This is a genomic window from Gardnerella vaginalis (assembly GCF_040427915.1).
GTDB classification, from domain to species: Bacteria; Actinomycetota; Actinomycetes; order Actinomycetales; family Bifidobacteriaceae; genus Bifidobacterium; species Bifidobacterium vaginale_C.
The window spans coordinates 1474592-1492221 of record NZ_JBETXJ010000002.1 but is presented as its reverse complement, the minus strand read 5'-3'; the positions used below and the strand labels follow the sequence as shown (position 1 = coordinate 1492221).

Sequence of the window (17630 nt, the reverse complement as noted above, 5' to 3'; positions counted from 1 at the left end):
GGTGACTAAAATAACGAAGGTTCCGGTTCACGCTTAGCTATTGGGGCTTTGCGACCCGGGTCGCCCGAATTCCATAGGAGACATTATGAAGCAGGGTATTCATCCCGACTATCACGCAGTGCAGGTTACCTGCTCCTGCGGAGACACTTTCGTAACTCGTTCCACCGCAAATGGCGATCATATGACGGTTGACGTGTGCTCAAAGTGCCACCCATTCTATACCGGCAAGCAGAAGATTCTCGACACCGGCGGCCGCGTGGCTCGCTTCGAGAAGCGCTACGGTAAGAAGACTAAGTAGCTTTTTAAACGCCAGCCCTGCTTTCGTGTAACTCGCGGAATCGGGGCTGGCGTTTTATGTGCTAAACATACATGTGCTCGTGTGTCTTATTTAATATTTAATACTTAACTTAATATTTAATATTTTCGATTCAAAATCCGCGTTATGCGCGACTACAAAGGAACAAAATGGCTGAGTCAGTAGAAGAACAGTTCCCAGCAGCGGTTACAGCTCTAAACGAATACCGCGATATTGAAAATCGCATGGGAGAGCCAGAAGTAGCGTCTAATCCAGACGCAATTCGCAAGCTCGGTCGTAGGCACGCAGAACTCGGGTCAATTGTAAGCGCGTACCTAAATTACAAGCAGCTTTGCGAAGACTACGAAGTAGCTAGCGAAATGTCAAGCGAAGACGAAGACTTAGCAAAAGAAGCAAAACAATTAGAAGAACAAATTCCAGCAGCAAAAGAAAAGTTGCGCACAGCGCTGATTCCTAGAGACCCAGACGATGCGCGAGACATGATTATGGAAATCAAAGCTGGTACGGGTGGCGAAGAAGCGGCTCTGTTTGCTGGCGATTTATTGCGCATGTACATGCGTTACGCGGAAAAGCGCGGCTGGACTACAGTAATCCAAAGCGAAAATTCGACGGAACTTGGTGGTGTAAAAGACGTGCAGCTTGCGATTCGCGCAAAAGGCACGCCTGCTCCAGAAGACGGCGTGTGGGCAAGCATGAAGTACGAGGGCGGCGTGCATCGCGTGCAGCGAATCCCAGTAACTGAATCGCAAGGGCGTATTCAAACTTCCGCGGCTGGCGTAATCGTGTTCCCAGAAGCAGACGAAGACGATGACGAAATCGAAATCGATCCAAAAGACCTGAAAATCGATATTTTCATGAGCTCCGGTCCTGGCGGACAGTCCGTGAACACTACTTATTCCGCTGTTCGCATGACGCATATTCCAACTGGAATTGTGGTTAGCATGCAAGATGAAAAGTCGCAGATTCAAAACCGCGCTGCAGCCTTGCGCGTGCTAAAGTCGCGTTTGCTTGCCATGAAGCACGAGCAGGAGGCGGCGGAGGCGGCGGATATGCGCCACTCGCAGGTGCGCTCGTTGGATCGCTCCGAGCGAATCCGTACATACAACTTCCCAGAAAATCGTATCGTGGATCATCGCACGAATTACAAGGCTTACAATCTTGACCAGGTGCTTAACGGCGACTTGCAGCCTGTTATCGACAGTGATATTCAGGCGGATGAAGCCGATCGCTTAGCTAAAGCCAAGTAAGTTAAGTTAGTCAAGTAAGTTAAGTAATCTAAATAAAATCACCACGTGGCTTGTAAAATGCAAGAAATTTTACACATTTTGCGCGCATCTGCCGAAAAACTTGAAGATGCAGGTGTAGAGTCGGCGGAATACGACGCGCGTTTACTACTGGCTCACGCTTGTGGCGTAAGTTTAGCAGACTTAAACAAAGCGCTAATACTTGGCGATTTTAAAGATTTTTTGCCCGATTACGCCAGCAAATATAGCGATTTTATATCTAGGCGTGCTTCGCGCGAGCCATTGCAGCACATTATTGGATGCGCAATTTTTCGATACTTAGATTTGAGCGTTGGCAAAGGCGTTTTTGTGCCGAGGCCCGAAACAGAAGTCGTAGTTCAAGAGGGAATAGATTGGATTCGCGCAAATAATCTAAAAAATCCTATTGTTTTAGACTTATGCGCAGGATCGGGAGCAATTGGATTGTCGGTTGTGACGGAAGTCGTAGACGCGCAAGTGTGGGCTGTAGAAAAGTCGCCTAAAGCTTTTGAATATTTGCAAAAAAACTATCGCAAAATCGCGGAAAAATATGATATTTCAAACAGATATCACGCAATATTAGGTGATGCCACAAATGCTAATCTTCCAGAAATAGATGCTATTAAAGAGAAAGTAGACGTAGTAATTACGAATCCTCCATACGTGCCGGAAAATAAACCAGTAGAGCAGATTGAAGCACGAGACTACGACCCAAAAATGGCGCTATACGGGGGATCTCAAGACGGACTACTAATACCGCAAAAAATTATGAAAACAAGTTTTGCGTATTTGCGCAACGGTGGAATAATGATTATGGAACACGACATTACGCAAGGAAAAGCGCTTACAGATTATGCAAAAAACATAGGATTTAGCAGCGCAAAAGTCAAAAACGACTTAACAAACAGAGCAAGATTTGTAGTATGCAAAAAAGAGGCTAAAAATGAGTAAAATTTGCACGATTAACGAAGAATCATTGCAACTCGCAGCGCAAATAATCAACGCAGGCGGCGTAATCGTAGTGCCAACAGACACAGTTTACGGAGTAGCATGCGACCCATTTAACGAGGCGGCAGTAGCGAAAATCTACCAACTAAAACGCAGGCCACGCACAAAAGCCTTGCAAATACTTATGAGCAGCGTAAGTGATTTAGAAAAACTCGGTCTTTACTTGCCAAGCCCATTAGACGTGCTGGCGGAAAAATTCCTGCCAGGCGGATACTCGCCAATCGCGTGTGCAAAAAAAGATTCGGTAGCTACAAGGCTTGCTACGCTTTGTAAAGCAGATGAGAGCAGTGAGCAAAGTCAAGCAACGCAAGCTGAAGCAACGCAAGGAGTGCGCGTGCCAGATTGCCCAGAATTAATGAAAATCTTGCGCGTTACGGGGCCGCTTGCTGCATCTAGCGCAAATCGCAGCGGAAACGAGAGCGCAGACAGCGTAGAAGAAGCTGTAGCGGCTTTTGGAGACGAAATTCCGTTGTACTTAAACGCTGGCCCAACGCGCTCGCATGTGGCAAGCACAGTGGTTGGTGCGGATGCAAGCGACAAAGACGGGATTGTAATTTTGCGCGAAGGCGTGATAAGCGAAGAACAGATAAGAGCAGAAAGTCGCAAGAAATGAGGGTATACCTGTTTATAGCAGCAGTCGCAGGAGGCGCAACTTGGCTAATAATGCCGCTTGTACGTCATCTTGCGATTCGCATAGGAGCCGTTGGAAAAGTGCGCGCTCGCGACGTACACACAATACCTACGCCACGTATGGGTGGAGTGGGAATGCTATTCGGCTTTGCTGTATCAATGGCGTTTGCAAGCTCCATGCCTTTTATTTCAGGGCTTTTTACAGGAACACACCAGCCGTGGGTAGTTTTAGCTGGAGCTGTACTCATATGCCTTTTGGGCGTTTGCGACGACATTTGGGACTTAGATTGGATGCTAAAACTTGCAGGTCAATTGCTAATAGCTGTTTTTGTAGCGTGGGGCGGATTACAAATTGTTACATTGCCGCTAGGATCGCTAGTTACAGCGTCTCCAAGTCTTTCAATCGCAATAACCGCAATACTAATCGTGGCTTCAATTAATGCAGTCAACTTTGTAGACGGACTAGATGGGCTGGCTTCTGGAATTGTAGCAATAGGCGGAATCGCATTCGCAACATACTCTTATATTCTTGCGCGCACATCTCCAAGCTATGCGTCAATGGCAACTCTTATAGACGTTGCAATGGTGGGAATGTGCTTAGGGTTTATTTTGCACAATTGGCATCCAGCAAAGCTTTTTATGGGCGATTCTGGATCCATGCTAATCGGATATCTAATAACTTGCGCGTCTATTATAATGACAGGTCACTTAGATCCATCTGCAGTGCACACAAGTATCTATTTGCCAGTATTTATGCCGATTTTGCTACCAATTTTAGTACTGTTTTTGCCAGTATTAGACATGTGCTTAGCAATATGCAGGAGGCTTGCAAAAGGGCAGTCGCCAATGCATCCAGACCGCATGCATTTGCATCATCGCATGTTGCGCATTGGGCATTCTGTGCAAGGAGCGGTGCTTATTCTCTGGGGATGGGCGGCGCTTATATCTTTCGGTTCGATAATGATACTGTTCTTTAAAGCAGTTTACGTGATGATTGGCATGATTATTGCGGCTGTGCTGCTTACAGTGCTCACAATGATGCCATATTTGCGCAGGCGGCTGCCAGAGCTACGAAATTCGTGAAATAATACTCGAATACTCGCGAATCATAGTTTATGAAACGCGATTTTTACAAACGTCATAGCAAAAACGTATAGTAACCCTATGGCTACAACTGATATGAACACGGAATCCGTGTATGCTCCTGTTCCACCAATTTTCGAGAAGCTCGGTCTTGCTTATGATGATGTGCTGTTGCTTCCAAACGAAACCGATGTAATCCCATCCGAAGTGGATACAACCACTCATCTGACTCGCGAAATCACTATGAAAGTTCCTGCAATTTCTGCAGCAATGGACACAGTAACTGAGTCCGATATGGCTATTGCAATGGCTCGAAATGGCGGAATTGGTGTTCTTCATCGCAATCTTTCTATAGATGATCAGGCTGCGCAGGTTGATATTGTTAAGCGCAGCGAGTCTGGTATGATTACCGACCCACTCACTGTTCACCCAGATGCAACGCTCGCAGATTTAGATAAATTGTGCGGGCGTTTTCATATTTCGGGTTTGCCAGTAGTAGATAGCGAAAATCGTCTAGTTGGTATTATTACCAATCGCGATATGCGTTTCATTGCTTCCGAAGACTATGATCGTTTGAAAGTCAAAGACGTGATGACTCGCGAAAATCTCGTCACTGGTCCTTCTAATATTTCTAAAGAAGACGCGCATCGTTTGCTTGCAGACAACAAAGTTGAAAAATTGCCTTTGGTTGATGCAGAAGGCAAGCTTACTGGTTTGATTACTGTTAAGGATTTTGTGAAGACTGAGCAGTATCCAGATGCTACTAAGGATGATCAGGGTCGCTTGCGCGTGGCTGCTGGAATTGGCTTCCTTGGGGATGCTTGGCAGCGTGCATGCGCTCTTATGGAGGCTGGAGTTGACGTGCTTGTGGTTGATACCGCAAACGGAGAGGCTCGCTTGGCTCTAGATATGATTCGCAGAATTAAGGCAGATAGGGCTTTCGACGGCGTACAAATTATTGGCGGAAATATTGCTACTCGCCAAGGCGCGCAAGCTATGATTGATGCTGGTGTTGACGCTGTAAAGGTTGGCGTTGGACCAGGCTCTATTTGCACTACGCGCGTTGTTGCAGGCGTTGGTGTGCCTCAGCTTACTGCAGTTTACGACGCTGCTCAGGCTTGCAAGGCTGCTGGCATTCCATGCATTGCTGATGGTGGTATTCACTATTCTGGCGATATTGCTAAGGCTTTGGTTGCTGGCGCTGACACCGTTATGCTCGGCGGCACTTTGGCTGGTTGTGAGGAAGCTCCAGGTGAAAAGGTTTTGCTTCACGGCAAGCAGTATAAGCTTTATCGTGGCATGGGCTCGCTTGGCGCAATGGCTCCTCGCGGTAAAAAGTCTTATTCTAAGGATCGTTACTTCCAGGCAGACGTTACCAGCTCTGACAAGGTGGTTCCAGAAGGCGTGGAAGGCGAAGTTCCATATCGCGGTCCGCTTAACGCTGTGCTTTACCAGTTGCTTGGCGGCTTGCATCAGTCTATGTTCTACGTTGGTGCTCACAATATTAAGGAAATGCAAGAGCGCGGACGCTTTATTCGCATTACGGATGCAGGTCTTCGTGAATCGCATCCTCACGATATCGTGATGACTGCAGAAGCGCCAAACTACAGCGGTTTCCACAACTAAATCGCGAGTATTATGCAATTAAATCGCGTATAAGTCGCGTATAAAGCGCAACTATTTTAAACGGCGAAAAGTTAATCAAGTTTCCCCAACTTGCATGCTTTTCGTCGTTTTTGTTTGTTTAAACATTATGATTGCTGTTGTATGTATATTGTATTACAATAGCAATTTAATAAAAATAAAAATCATTAGAAAGTGTGTATAAAATTGTCTGCAATATTGGTTAGCGATAGCGTCAAAAGTAAATATACTGAAAACACGTCTCAAGCAACTGTGAGTTTTCGCACAGATTCTAGAGTTAAAGAGGAAGCAAAAAAATTATTTTCCTCAATGGGAATGGATTTGTCGACTGCGATTAATGTCTTTTTAAGACAGTCAATTGTTGATCAAGCTATGCCTTTTTTGATTACTCGTGAAAGCCGTGAAAGTGTTGAAGCTCGTCGTCAATCTGAAGCTCATGAGGGAAAATCATTTAATAACACAGATGAACTTATGCAGGATTTATTAGATGATTAAATCAATATTTCGTACAACTCAGCTCATAGTCGTCTGTACGAAGATGTAGGCTGATGGGTTCGAAAAAATATTAGGAAAGGAACGAAAATGGCAGAAGCTAAGGAAGATCTTACGTTTACGCCGGAAGAATCGCGCTTAATTTGGATCGATTGTGAGATGACGGGACTCGATATTTTCCACGACGAATTATGCGAAGTGTCTGTAGTTCCAACCGATTTTAATTTGAAAGTTCTAGACGACGGTATTGATTTAGTGATTAAGCCGAGCGATGCTGCTGTGGCTCATATGAACGATTTTGTGCGCAATATGCACACTTCTTCTGGACTTGTTGACGAGTGGAATAAGAACGGTTTGCCTTTGGAAGAAGCGCAAAAGCAGGTTGTTGAGTATGTAAAGCGTTTCCTGCCAGAGCGCGGAAAAGCTCATCTTGCTGGAAACTCGGTTGGTTCCGACAAAAAGTTCCTCGACCGTTATATGCCAGATTTAATGGCAAATCTGCACTATCGTGTAATCGACGTAAGCACGTTGAAGGAGATTTCGCGCAGACTTTACCCAGACGTATACCGCAATAAGCCAGCAAAACATGGCGGCCACCGTGCGCTCGCGGATATTATTGAGTCGATTGATGAGCTTCGTTACTACCGCGATATGATGTTCGTTCCAGCGCCAGGCCCAAGCGAGTCTCAGGCAAAAGCCGGTGCGCAACACATTGAGAGCACGAGCTTGCTTCGTGACTACGAACGTCGTGGTGAAGCGCTAGAAGATGTAAATTCCGCAGAAAAGCGCGACTACTAAACAAAGCGCGACTACTAAACGCAATAAAAGGTACTGCCAATGAAGCAATCCGAAGCTCTAACCATAATCAACGCTGGTGCAAGCGCGTTCATTACCGGCGCTCCGGGTGCAGGTAAAACCTACGTATTAAACGAAGCTATTCGCGAAATGCGAAAAAACGGTTTAAGTGTTGCCGTAACTGCTTCTACCGGCATTGCGGCAACTCATTTAAACGGTCAAACCATTCACTCGTGGAGTGGAGTTGGAGTTTCAAATGCGCTTAGTGATACGCTTCTTAAAACTATTCGATCTCGGCGGGGGAAACGCATAAAAGCCACGGACGTGCTTGTGTTGGACGAAGTTTCAATGATTCACGCGTGGCTTTTTGACATGGTTGACGAAGTATGCCGTAAAGTGCGCAAAAATCCTGCTCCTTTTGGAGGGCTTCAAGTAGTTATTTCGGGAGATTTCTTCCAGTTGCCGCCGGTTAGCACTTCTATGCGAAATCGCGATGTGTTCGAGACAAGTCAGGCATTTATTGAGTCGCGCGAAAAGTATGCTGCCGCTGGCAAAAATCCAGAAGGTTATATTACGGAATCTTTCGCCTGGGATTCTTTAAAGCCTGTTGTGTGCTACTTAACTGAGCAACATCGTCAAGATGACGGCAAATTGCTTGAAGTTTTGACGGATATTCGAAGCGGTATTGTGAGTGATGAAGATAAACAAGTTCTTGCCAGTCGGCTTGGAGAATATCCTCAAAATAGCGCAGTTTCGGTTCATCTTTTCCCTACGAACTCACAGGCAGATGGCTTAAATAATGTGCAACTTGCGGCGATTGATGCTGAGCCTCACGAATTCGTGGCAACGGAAGCAGGGCCTAAAAATCTCGTCGAGCGTTTAAAAAAGAATATGCTTGCTCCGGAGCATTTAGTTTTAAAGGCCGGAGCTGCAGTAATGGCTTTAAGAAACGATCAGGAAAAGCAGTATGTAAATGGCTCTGTTGGGCGAGTTTTGAGATTCGCACCTGAATCCAAAGGTGGCTGGCCGATTGTTGAGTTTGAAAACGGCAATATTGTCACTCTTAAGCCAGCTGCATGGGAAATGACGGATGGCGAGACCGTGCTTGCTAGCGTAAATCAAGTGCCTCTTCGTTGTGCGTGGGGAATTACGATTCATAAGTCGCAAGGTATGACGCTTGACAGTGCTGTAATGGATTTGCGTAGAACTTTTGCTCCTGGAATGGGATACGTGGCGCTTTCTCGCGTGGAAAATCTGGGCGGGCTTTATCTGGAAGGTATTAACGATCGCGCGTTTAGTGTTTCGGCGGATGCTGTACTGCTAGATGGATCTTTGCGTGAGGCTTCTAAACGAGCTAGTGAGATTCTTGCAAACGATGGCGCTTGCGCTTTTACAAATAATGCGAATAGCGCAAATGGCGATTCTGCCGATCAGCAAGAGTTTGATATTTTTGGCTCTGGCGATTACGCGTATAATGACGAATTTTCCTTCGATAACGAGTTTTAGTTTTTATTTGTTGCTGTTGAAACGGTGTTGTTATTTTGCAAAACGGTAAACAAATGCGGGGAAGTGTTCTTGCTTTTGTTTACCAAATGGGCTGATATGGAAACAAATGCGGGAAAGTGTTATTGCTATTGTTTAATAGTGTAAACAAGTGTTTATGTCCTCATGCGCAAATAGATTGGAACGCATGAATTCCAATGTACTTCGTATGTCTCAGCTGTTCCTTCGTACGCTGCGCGAGGATCCAGCAGACGCGGACGTGACTTCCGCAAAACTTATGCAGCGCGCAGGCTATATTCGTAAATCTGCCCCAGGTGTGTGGACTTGGTTGCCGCTTGGCCTCAAGGTTTTAAACAAGGTTCAGGCGATTATTCGCGAAGAAATCAACGGTATCGGTGCGCAGGAGGTCCACTTCCCAGCGCTTCTTCCACGTGAGCCTTATGAGGCTACAAACCGTTGGGAAGAATATGGCGATAACATTTTCCGTCTTAAAGATCGTCATGAGGCTGACTATCTTCTTGCTCCAACTCACGAAGAAGTTTTCACGCTCCTTGTTAAGGATATGTATTCTTCTTACAAGGATTTGCCAGTTACTTTGTATCAGATTCAAACGAAGTATCGCGACGAATTCCGTCCTCGCGCAGGTCTTATTCGCGGCCGCGAGTTTATTATGCAAGACGCTTACTCGTTCTCGATTGACGAAGATGGTTTAAAGTCTGCTTATGTTGAAGAGCGTGCTGCTTACTCTCGAATTTTCGACCGTTTGGGCATTAAATACGTGATTGTTCACGCTGTTTCTGGCCCTATGGGTGGCTCTGATTCCGAGGAATTCTTGGCTCCAATGCCAATTGGCGAAGATACTTTTGCTCTCGCTCCTTCTGGAAAAGCTTGGAATGTTGAAGCTCTTACCACTCCAGAAATGCAAGAGGTTGATTATTCGGCAACTCCTGCAGCAGAAGCTCTTGAAACTCCAGACGCTAAGACAATTGAGGCTTTGGTTAAGGTTTCCAACGATTTGCATCCGCGTAAAGATGGTCGCGAATGGCAAGCGTCCGATACTTTGAAGAACCTTATTATTGCTGTTAAGCACCCGGCTGATGCTGAGGGCGGCGAGCATGAAGAGCCATGGCGCGAAATCGTTGCTATTGGTATTCCAGGTGATCGCCAGGTAGATATGAAGCGTCTTGAAGCTCAGTTTGCTCCTGCAGAAATTGAAGAAGCAACTGAGGATGATTTGAAGGCTCATCCTGAGTTTGTTAAGGGCTACATTGGCTTTAGTGTATTAGGTCCTCAAGCTCGCAAAGAGGGTAGTGGAATTGAAAATCCTGTCCGCTACTTGATGGATGCTCATGTTGCAAAGGGAAGCGCCTGGATTACAGGAGCTGACGAAGACGGAAAGCATGTTTATAACGCTGTTTACGGCCGCGATTTTGAGGCTGATGGTGTTGTTGAAGCAGCTCAGGTTCGCGATGGCGATATGAGCCCAGATGGTTCCGGACCATTGAGCTTCGAACGCGGCGTGGAAATCGGTCAGGTGTTCCAGCTCGGCTTAAAGTATTCTAAGGCTTTGGGCTTAAGCGTTCTTAACGAAAACGGTAAAGCTGTACCAGTTTGGATGGGTTGCTACGGTATCGGCGTTAGCCGCGTGATTGCATGCTTGGCAGAAACGCATCACGATGATTCTGGTCTTGCGTGGCCTATGGCGATTGCTCCAGCTCAAGTTCACGTCGTTGCTACAGGCAAAGATCAAGTTGCTTTCGATGCTGCTGAAAAAGTTGTTGAAGAGCTTAGTAAGCAGGGAATTGAAGTAATCTTCGACGACCGTCCAAAGGTTTCTCCAGGTGTGAAGTTTAAGGATGCTGAGCTTGTTGGCGTTCCGCTGATTGCTGTAGCCGGCCGCGATACTGTGAACAATGGAACGATTGAAATCCGCGATCGTAACGGTTCAAACGTTGAGGCGGTTCCAGTGGATGAGGCTGCTAGCCGCATTGTAGAGCGCGTTCGCGAACAGTTGTAATCGCAATAGCTGTTAACAACTAATCAGCGATTAAGCAATTAAACTATTAAACAATTAAACGACTAAGCAATATTGCCGTTGGTGTAATGCTTTGCATATTATGCGCATTATTTTCAGCGGCAATATTGCTATGAATAGTAAAAAATTATCTGAATTGTTAAAATAAAATGTTCATAAGTTTTAATATTTAATTCTATTAAAACTTTCTAAAAATCATTCGCGCCTCCTTCAATATCGTCATATTGGTTTTCTTCGACTTGTGAGCCGAAATCTATTGTTTCTTTTGCTGAAGATTCAGCATCATGATGGTATTCTTGACTGTCGTTTTCTTGTGAAGAATCCATAGAATAAGTATTAGCCATAGGGTTTTTCATCGCCAAGCTCAAATCTTGATTGGAATAAGTATCTTGATTTGCCCGATTTTCTTGGTTTATTTGATTAGTGTGATATTTACTATTGTTACTCTGATCGGTTCTTCCACGATTATAAGAGTATTTAGTAAAAGCACTGATTCCTCGATTTAGGTCGTGTCCAATTGCGGTTGCTTCTAGTACAACTCGAGATCGGTCTTCTCCATCTTTGTGCCAGGATTCCGTGTTTAAATTTCCACACACGACTATCGCGTCTCCCTTATGCACGCTTTTTAGCACATTTGCAGCTAAAGACTTGTATGCTTTTACTGTCATCCAAGTTGTCGGTCTATCTTTCCACTGTCTTTCCTCGCTATGATAGTAAGACGTTGTGCTTCCTATTCTAAGTGAGCATGCGGGTGAGTTTTCGTTGCGACTAAAGTTCACAGGGTCACTCCCTACATAGCCGCTGATTGTTAGTGTTGCTTGTTGTTGTGCCATATTCTTAACCTTTCAAAAGTTTGGACTGCGACTAATTTAAATCTCAAAATTCATCGCGCAACACGTGTTGATTATTGTGATTTTCAATAAATTCGCCGCAGTAGAATCAACTATGAAGTATCAAAAATAGTTTTGCAAGATATTTTTATCAATGTGGTTAAAGCCTATGCTTTATGCACATCGTTTAAAAACTCTTGACAAAATATATAAAACTGAGTAGGCGAGTCTAAAATGCGAAAAATATATGTAGATTGATATACTTAGCGGAAGTAGTTTTTGTTTTTCATTAGCATTGGAAGGTGAAACTTGAATTTTTTGCCTACATGTTTGTGTTATTTGAATCAGGGATTACTGAAAAAGTAGTTATTAATCACGTGGAGAGAGGACTACATTTATGTGGCATAAGTCGCACGTATTTTCTGCAAAGAAATGTTTAGCTGTTGCAGCATCAGCCGTTGCTTGCGTAGCAATGATTGGATCTACTGCAGTATCTGCTAGTGCTTTGGTTATAGTGCAGAATCACAGTGTTGCTAATGTTAATACTAATTGGCAAGTTCAGAATCAGTCAGTTGCAAGCTACATTTTAGGTGCAATTCGTGATGTGCGTTCAAAGTATTATGACGATGGCGTTACCCTTATGAACGGTATGCCTCTTGCGGATTATGTTGCTTCTAAAGGTCTTACAAAAGAGCAGTATATTAACGATATTCGCTACGATCGTGCTAATGAAGAGGATGCTTATCGTCGTGCAAATGAGACTGTTCAGCATGGAAAACTTGGTCATTTTGCTGCGGATGGTGTGAGCCTTCCAAACTACGATGGTCGTAAGGCTTGGGGCGAAAACATTGCTTGGGGTGAAAGCCCAGAAGAAGCTATGTCGGATTGGACTGCTGGAGAGGAATCTGCATTACACCAGTCTAATGGTGCTGCAACTACTGACAATGCTCATCTTTACCAGATTTTGAATCCAGAAAACATTTCCTTCGGATATGGCGAAATAGCAGGTACATCATACGGAAGAGTATCTGTTTTAACTCTTTCAACTCAGGTTGGAGACACTGACTACCCACAAGGCAAATTAGGCGTGGCTCCTCACCTTGATTTTGCTTGGATTATCCGTAATAACGATATTGCTGTTGGTGCAAATGCTTACACCGACAAGCAGCTTGAGTATCGTTGGCTTTCCTACAATTTGAATACTCAGCAGTGGGCTACTATTGCTGATTGGGGTACTGGAAACTGGGCTTCTTGGGTTACAAAGCCAGGTGACTATTGGCTGCATTGCGAAGCTCGTGATCCTTCTACCAAGGAAGTTGTTCTAGAAAAGACCATTGCTTTCCATTATGCTGTTCCAAGTCAGACTGTTGTTTCTGGAACTTATGCTGCATGGCAGGGTAATAATGTTCTTCTTGGTGCAACTACTAATAATCCTAATGGTTATACCAAGATTAAGATTTATGATTACAATGCTAAGCAGTGGGTTGAAGGATTTGATGGTCCTTGGGCTTTGTGGAGCCCACGCCCAGGCGTTTACTGGACTCATTTCGAAGCTTACGATGAGAACGGTAATTTGTCGGACGTTAAGACCTACGCTTTCGGAGTGTGAGTCTGATTAGTAAATCTGATTAGTAAATCTGATTAGTATCATTTAAAAAGCCTGCAAACGTTTTAAACGCTTGCAGGCTTTTGTTTATTTGTTTACTTTACTTGTTTTAATATGCGATTTACCAAATGTGTACGCGCTTAGCAGGGTCGAGCCACATCTCATCGCCTTCTTTAACGTCGAATGCATTGTAGAACAAGTCAACGTTGCGCGCAATGCCGTTAGTTCGGCACTCTGCAGGGGAGTGTGGGTCGATTTGAAGGTATTGCTCCGCAATCTCGTTACGAGACTTTGAACGCCATACAAGCGCGTAGCTTAGGAAGAATCGTTGCAAAGCAGTGAAGCCATCAATCTTAGGAGCGCTCAGCAAAGTTTCGCGAATCGCATCGTCACTTCCGTCGATTTCTTGTCCCTTGCTCTTTTGCAAAGCAAAAGCGTAGGCTTTAAGAGCAATAGTTACGCCGCTTAAATCACCAATATTCTCGCCGATTGTTAAAGCGCCATTTACGTGAGGCATTGCATCGCGCTCTTCTTTGCTCTTTAAGTGAGAATATTTAACAATAAGCTGCGTTGGCGTAAAAGCATTGTATTGCTCAATAAGCGTTTTAGTGCGTTCAGTGAAGTTGGTTTTGTCTTCTTCTGTCCACCAATTGTTAAGCACGCCGTCGCCGTCGTATTCGCAACCTTGATCGTCAAAACCGTGGCCGATTTCGTGACCGATTACGGCACCAATAGCGCCGTAGTTTGCTGCGTCTGGAGCGCTTGGGCTAAAGAATGGCGGTTGCAAAATCGCAGCTGGGAACACGATTACGTTAAGCAACGGATCGTAGTAAGCGTTTACAGTTTGCGGAGTCATCTGCCATTCTTCGCGATCCACAGGTTCTCCAGCTTTTGCAGTATACCTACCAAACACAAATCGAGAAACTTCGCGCATATTCTCAATTAAGCCAGCGTCTTCCTTAATATTTAGAGCAGAGTAGTCAATCCAATGATTTGTGTAACCAATATTTGGCTCAAACTTGCTAAGCTTTTCCAAAGCCTTTGCTTTAGTTTCCTCTCCAAGCCAGCTGCTGTGAGAAATCGACTCGCGGTAAGCGTTAATAAGATTGTCAACTAAGCCTTGCATATACTTTTTAGAAGACTCAGGGAAGTGCAAGCGCACGTATTCTTTACCGACTTCCTCGCCGCAAGCATCGTCAACAACTCCGATTGCGCGCTTCCAGCGATCGCGCGGCTTGGTGGCGCCGGAAAGAACTTTGCCGTAGAAGTCAAATCGTGCTTGTGCAAAGTCCTCGCTTAACATGCTTGCCCAGCACAAAATCACGTGCACGCGTGCCCAAAGCTTTAGATCTTCTAAGTCGGCTTCTTGCCAAATCTTATTCAATCCTTCTATAAAGCTTGGTTCGTGAACTACTACTTTGCTAAAAGCTTTGCGAAAATCTATTGGCTGATTCTTTGCTTCTTCGGAATCGTCGTATGATTTTTGAGCAGCATCTAAGAAAGCGTCAAGATTTAACGCTTCAAGCGTTTTTGCCAAATCCGCATAATTGTAAGGATTATAAGTTTTTTGAGAATCGCGTGTTGCTACGTTATCCCAGTGGTTGCTTGCGATTTGTGTTTCAACCTTCAAGAAACGTTCCGACTGCTCGCTTGTAGTTGTGGCATCACCGTAGCCAGCTAAGCGCAGCAACTTTGCCACCATTTTTACGTATTCAGCGCGAATCGGAGCGTAATTATCTTCGCGATAGTATGCTTCGTCTGGCAAGCCCAATCCCGCCTGCTCAATATGCATAATATTCGTCTTAGGGTCTTTAGGGTCTCCGCAAACGCCAAAAGCAAACATTGCATTTGGGCCGCCATATGGAGTAAGAGAAGCAATAGTGCGAACTAAGTCTTCTTTGCTAGCAGCCTCATCAACAGCGTCTAAATCGCCCTTAATTGGCGTAATTCCAGCTTTTTCAATAGCTTCAGTATCCAAATAATTGCGGTATAAGATTCGCGACTTTTTGGCTGGGCAATCTTCGCTTTCTAAAATATCTCGAATTTGCGTCTCTGCATCTTCTGCGAGCTTGTAGAAAGCACCATACATTGGCTTATCTTCTGGAAGAGTGTAAGTGTCAATCCAAGGACCGTTCACATAGCGGAACAAATCGTCTTGTGGTCGAGTAACTGAAGAGAAGGAAGCTGGGTCAAAATTTACAGCAGAAATTTCCTTCTGCGATTCCTCATTGTTATTATTATTTTCATTGTTATTATGCATGTGCCTAGATTACAAGTATTAAGCGACATCATTAGCTAGTATTTTCGCCATATTTTGCGCTATTTTCGTGCCTGCGAGTTAGTCTTAAATCATGATTGAACTTAAAACTCCATCCGAAATTGAAGCTATGAAGCCTGCAGGTCGCTTCGTTGGTAGTATTCTTAAAGACTTGAAAGCAATGACAAAAGTTGGCACAAATCTTCTTGAGATCGATGACTTTGTTCGCCAACGCATTATGAGCCGTAAAGATGCGTCTTCTTGCTATGTTGATTACGCTCCTGATTTTGGAACTGGTCCTTTTGCACACTACATTTGCACTTCTGTAAACGATGCTGTTCTTCACGGAGTTCCTTTTGATTACAACCTTAAAGACGGCGATTTGTTGACTCTTGATTTGGCAATTAACGTTGATGGCTGGGTTGGAGATTCTGCTATTAGTTTCGTGGTTGGAAAGCATGCGGATCCTGAAGATTTGCGCTTAATTAAGTGCACTGAGGAAGCACTTGAGGCTGGAATTAACATGGCTCAGCCTGGAAACCGTCTTGGAGACATTTCTGCAGCTGTTGGATGCGTTGCTCACGAGTATGGTTACAGCGTAAACCTTGAGTTTGGTGGTCACGGAGTTGGCCATATTATGCATGGCGATCCGCACGTTCCTAACGATGGCACTGCTCACCACGGCTACAAGCTTCGCCCAGGTCTTGTGATTGCAATTGAGCCATGGTTCCTAAAGACTACTGACGAAATTTACCAAGATCCAAAGGACGGCTGGACTCTTCGTTCTGCTGATGGTTCTCGCGGTGCACACACTGAGCATACGATTGCAATTACTGAGAATGGTCCAGAGATTTTGACCGTACGCTAAACTTCGAATAGTAAGTGCGTAAAACGAATAATATAAAATATAAAGAGGTACTTTAAGTAAATGGCGGAATTTGATTTTGCCCAAGCGTTAAATGATGTTGAAGCAAAGTATTCTTTGATTTCTAAGGCTTTAGACGTTAATTCGTTGAAGACTGCTATTGCAGATTTAGAAAAGCAGGCTTCGGAGCCTGGACTTTGGGATGATTCTGAGCACGCTCAGCAAGTTACGAGTAAGCTTTCGGCAGCTCAGTCTCAATTAAAGCGTTTACAAGCCGTTGAGCAACGCATTGAAGATACTAAGACTTTAATTGAACTTGGTCAGGAAGAAGAGGATGCTGATTCTATGAGCGAGGCTCAAGAGGAGCTTGGCTCTATTGCTCACGAGTTGGACGATATGGAAGTTCAAACTCTTCTTGACGGCGAATACGATGCTCGTGCAGCAGTGGTGACAATACGCTCTGGTGCGGGTGGTGTGGATGCTGCCGATTTTGCGCAAATGCTTCTTAGAATGTATTTGCGTTGGGCGGAACGAAACGGCTACAAAACTAAGATGATGGATACGTCTTACGCAGAAGAAGCTGGTATTAAATCCGCCACTTTCCAAGTTGATGCCCCATATGCGTATGGTCGTCTTTCCGTAGAAGGCGGCACTCACAGAATGGTTCGTATTTCGCCGTTCGATAATCAAGGCAGGCGTCAAACTGGCTTTAGTGCCGTAGAAGTAATCCCACTTGTTGAAGCTACGGATCATATTGATATTCCAGATTCTGACATTCGTGTGGATACTTTCCAGGCGTCTGGCCCTGGCGGACAAGGCGTAAACACTACGTATTCTGCTGTGCGCATCACGCATTTGCCAACTGGTTTGGTTGTTTCAATGCAAGATGAGCGCAGCCAGATTCAGAACCGAGCTGCTGCAATGGCGGTTTTGCAATCGCGTTTACTTGTGCTTAAGCATGCTGAGGAAGCAGCGAAAAAGAAGGAGCTTGCTGGAGATATTAAGGCAAGTTGGGGAGACCAAATGCGCTCATACGTGCTTCACCCATACCAGATGGTTAAGGATTTGCGCACTGGCTACGAAACTTCGCAAACTCAGGCTGTTTTTGACGGCGATATTGACGGTTTTATTGAAGCTGGAATTCGTTGGAGACACGAACAGAGAGTTGCAGCTAAAAAAGAAGCCGAGGAAAAGTCGCAAGCTTAGTCTGCACTAGGTAAAATTCAAGATAAAAGTCAGAATAAAAATCAAAAATAAAATATAAAATAGTTAAAAACAAAATTAAAGTATATCGTTCAATAGTT

At 44.7% G+C, this 17630-nt stretch carries 15 protein-coding genes; 13 read left to right on the top strand and 2 right to left on the bottom strand.

Going from position 1 to position 17630, the window contains the following annotated elements; genetic code table 11:
• Positions 1-85: 85 nt before the first annotated feature.
• The 10 genes from rpmE (at position 86) to ABVC65_RS06000 (ending at position 10750) form a co-directional block, all read left to right on the top strand.
• Positions 86-298, top strand: coding sequence for a 50S ribosomal protein L31 (rpmE, locus tag ABVC65_RS06045; protein WP_004114884.1), 213 nt, complete (start codon positions 86-88; stop codon positions 296-298).
• A gap of 167 nt (positions 299-465) precedes the next feature.
• A complete protein-coding gene (gene prfA / locus ABVC65_RS06040) occupies positions 466-1563 on the top strand; it encodes a peptide chain release factor 1 (protein ID WP_353582843.1) in 1098 nt (365 codons plus the stop codon).
• A 57-nt stretch (positions 1564-1620) separates the two neighbouring features.
• Positions 1621-2529, top strand: a complete 909-nt coding sequence (gene prmC, locus ABVC65_RS06035; RefSeq protein ID WP_019261634.1) for a peptide chain release factor N(5)-glutamine methyltransferase — start codon at positions 1621-1623, stop codon at positions 2527-2529.
• The gene (locus ABVC65_RS06030) at positions 2522-3199 is read left to right on the top strand and encodes an L-threonylcarbamoyladenylate synthase (RefSeq protein WP_019261633.1); all 678 of its coding nucleotides are present in this window, start codon (positions 2522-2524) and stop codon (positions 3197-3199) included. The genes prmC and ABVC65_RS06030 overlap by 8 nt, the downstream gene beginning before the upstream one ends.
• Entirely contained in the window at positions 3196-4299 is a 1104-nt protein-coding gene (locus ABVC65_RS06025; protein ID WP_353582842.1) for an MraY family glycosyltransferase, read from the top strand. Before ABVC65_RS06030 ends, ABVC65_RS06025 begins: the two co-directional genes overlap by 4 nt.
• An 81-nt stretch (positions 4300-4380) precedes the next feature.
• Positions 4381-5925 (top strand): IMP dehydrogenase, encoded by a 1545-nt coding sequence (guaB, locus tag ABVC65_RS06020; protein WP_353582841.1) that lies wholly within the window; start codon positions 4381-4383, stop codon positions 5923-5925.
• A 204-nt stretch (positions 5926-6129) separates the two neighbouring features.
• Positions 6130-6438: a type II toxin-antitoxin system RelB/DinJ family antitoxin gene (locus ABVC65_RS06015; RefSeq protein ID WP_019261631.1), complete on the top strand. Its 309-nt coding sequence runs from the start codon at positions 6130-6132 to the stop codon at positions 6436-6438.
• A gap of 87 nt (positions 6439-6525) precedes the next feature.
• On the top strand, positions 6526-7233 hold the full coding sequence (gene orn, locus ABVC65_RS06010; protein WP_353582840.1) for an oligoribonuclease: 708 nt from the start codon (positions 6526-6528) through the stop codon (positions 7231-7233).
• Positions 7234-7272: 39 nt separating this feature from the next.
• Positions 7273-8736, top strand: coding sequence for a PIF1 family DEAD/DEAH box helicase (locus ABVC65_RS06005; RefSeq protein WP_353582839.1), 1464 nt, complete (start codon positions 7273-7275; stop codon positions 8734-8736).
• Positions 8737-8920: 184 nt separating this feature from the next.
• Positions 8921-10750: a proline--tRNA ligase gene (locus ABVC65_RS06000; RefSeq protein ID WP_353582838.1), complete on the top strand. Its 1830-nt coding sequence runs from the start codon at positions 8921-8923 to the stop codon at positions 10748-10750.
• A gap of 206 nt (positions 10751-10956) precedes the next feature.
• Here ABVC65_RS06000 and ABVC65_RS05995 read toward each other — a convergent pair whose 3' ends face one another.
• Positions 10957-11601, bottom strand: coding sequence for a single-stranded DNA-binding protein (locus tag ABVC65_RS05995; RefSeq protein WP_353582837.1), 645 nt, complete (start codon positions 11599-11601; stop codon positions 10957-10959).
• Between the two features lie 394 nt (positions 11602-11995).
• On the opposite strand from ABVC65_RS05995, the gene ABVC65_RS05990 reads away from it, so the two are divergent.
• Entirely contained in the window at positions 11996-13207 is a 1212-nt protein-coding gene (locus tag ABVC65_RS05990) for a CAP domain-containing protein (protein ID WP_353582836.1), read from the top strand.
• 118 nt (positions 13208-13325) lie between these two features.
• Here the strand turns inward: ABVC65_RS05990 and ABVC65_RS05985 are convergent, their stop codons facing one another.
• Positions 13326-15464: a M13 family metallopeptidase gene (locus ABVC65_RS05985; RefSeq protein ID WP_353582835.1), complete on the bottom strand. Its 2139-nt coding sequence runs from the start codon at positions 15462-15464 to the stop codon at positions 13326-13328.
• Between the two features lie 91 nt (positions 15465-15555).
• On the opposite strand from ABVC65_RS05985, the gene map reads away from it, so the two are divergent.
• Positions 15556-16329 carry a type I methionyl aminopeptidase gene (gene map / locus ABVC65_RS05980; RefSeq protein WP_353582834.1) on the top strand — a complete coding sequence of 258 codons (774 nt, stop codon included), beginning with the start codon at positions 15556-15558 and terminating at the stop codon, positions 16327-16329.
• A 60-nt stretch (positions 16330-16389) separates the two neighbouring features.
• Entirely contained in the window at positions 16390-17532 is a 1143-nt protein-coding gene (gene prfB, locus ABVC65_RS05975; RefSeq protein WP_004114918.1) for a peptide chain release factor 2, read from the top strand.
• The last annotated feature ends 98 nt before the right edge of the window (positions 17533-17630 follow it).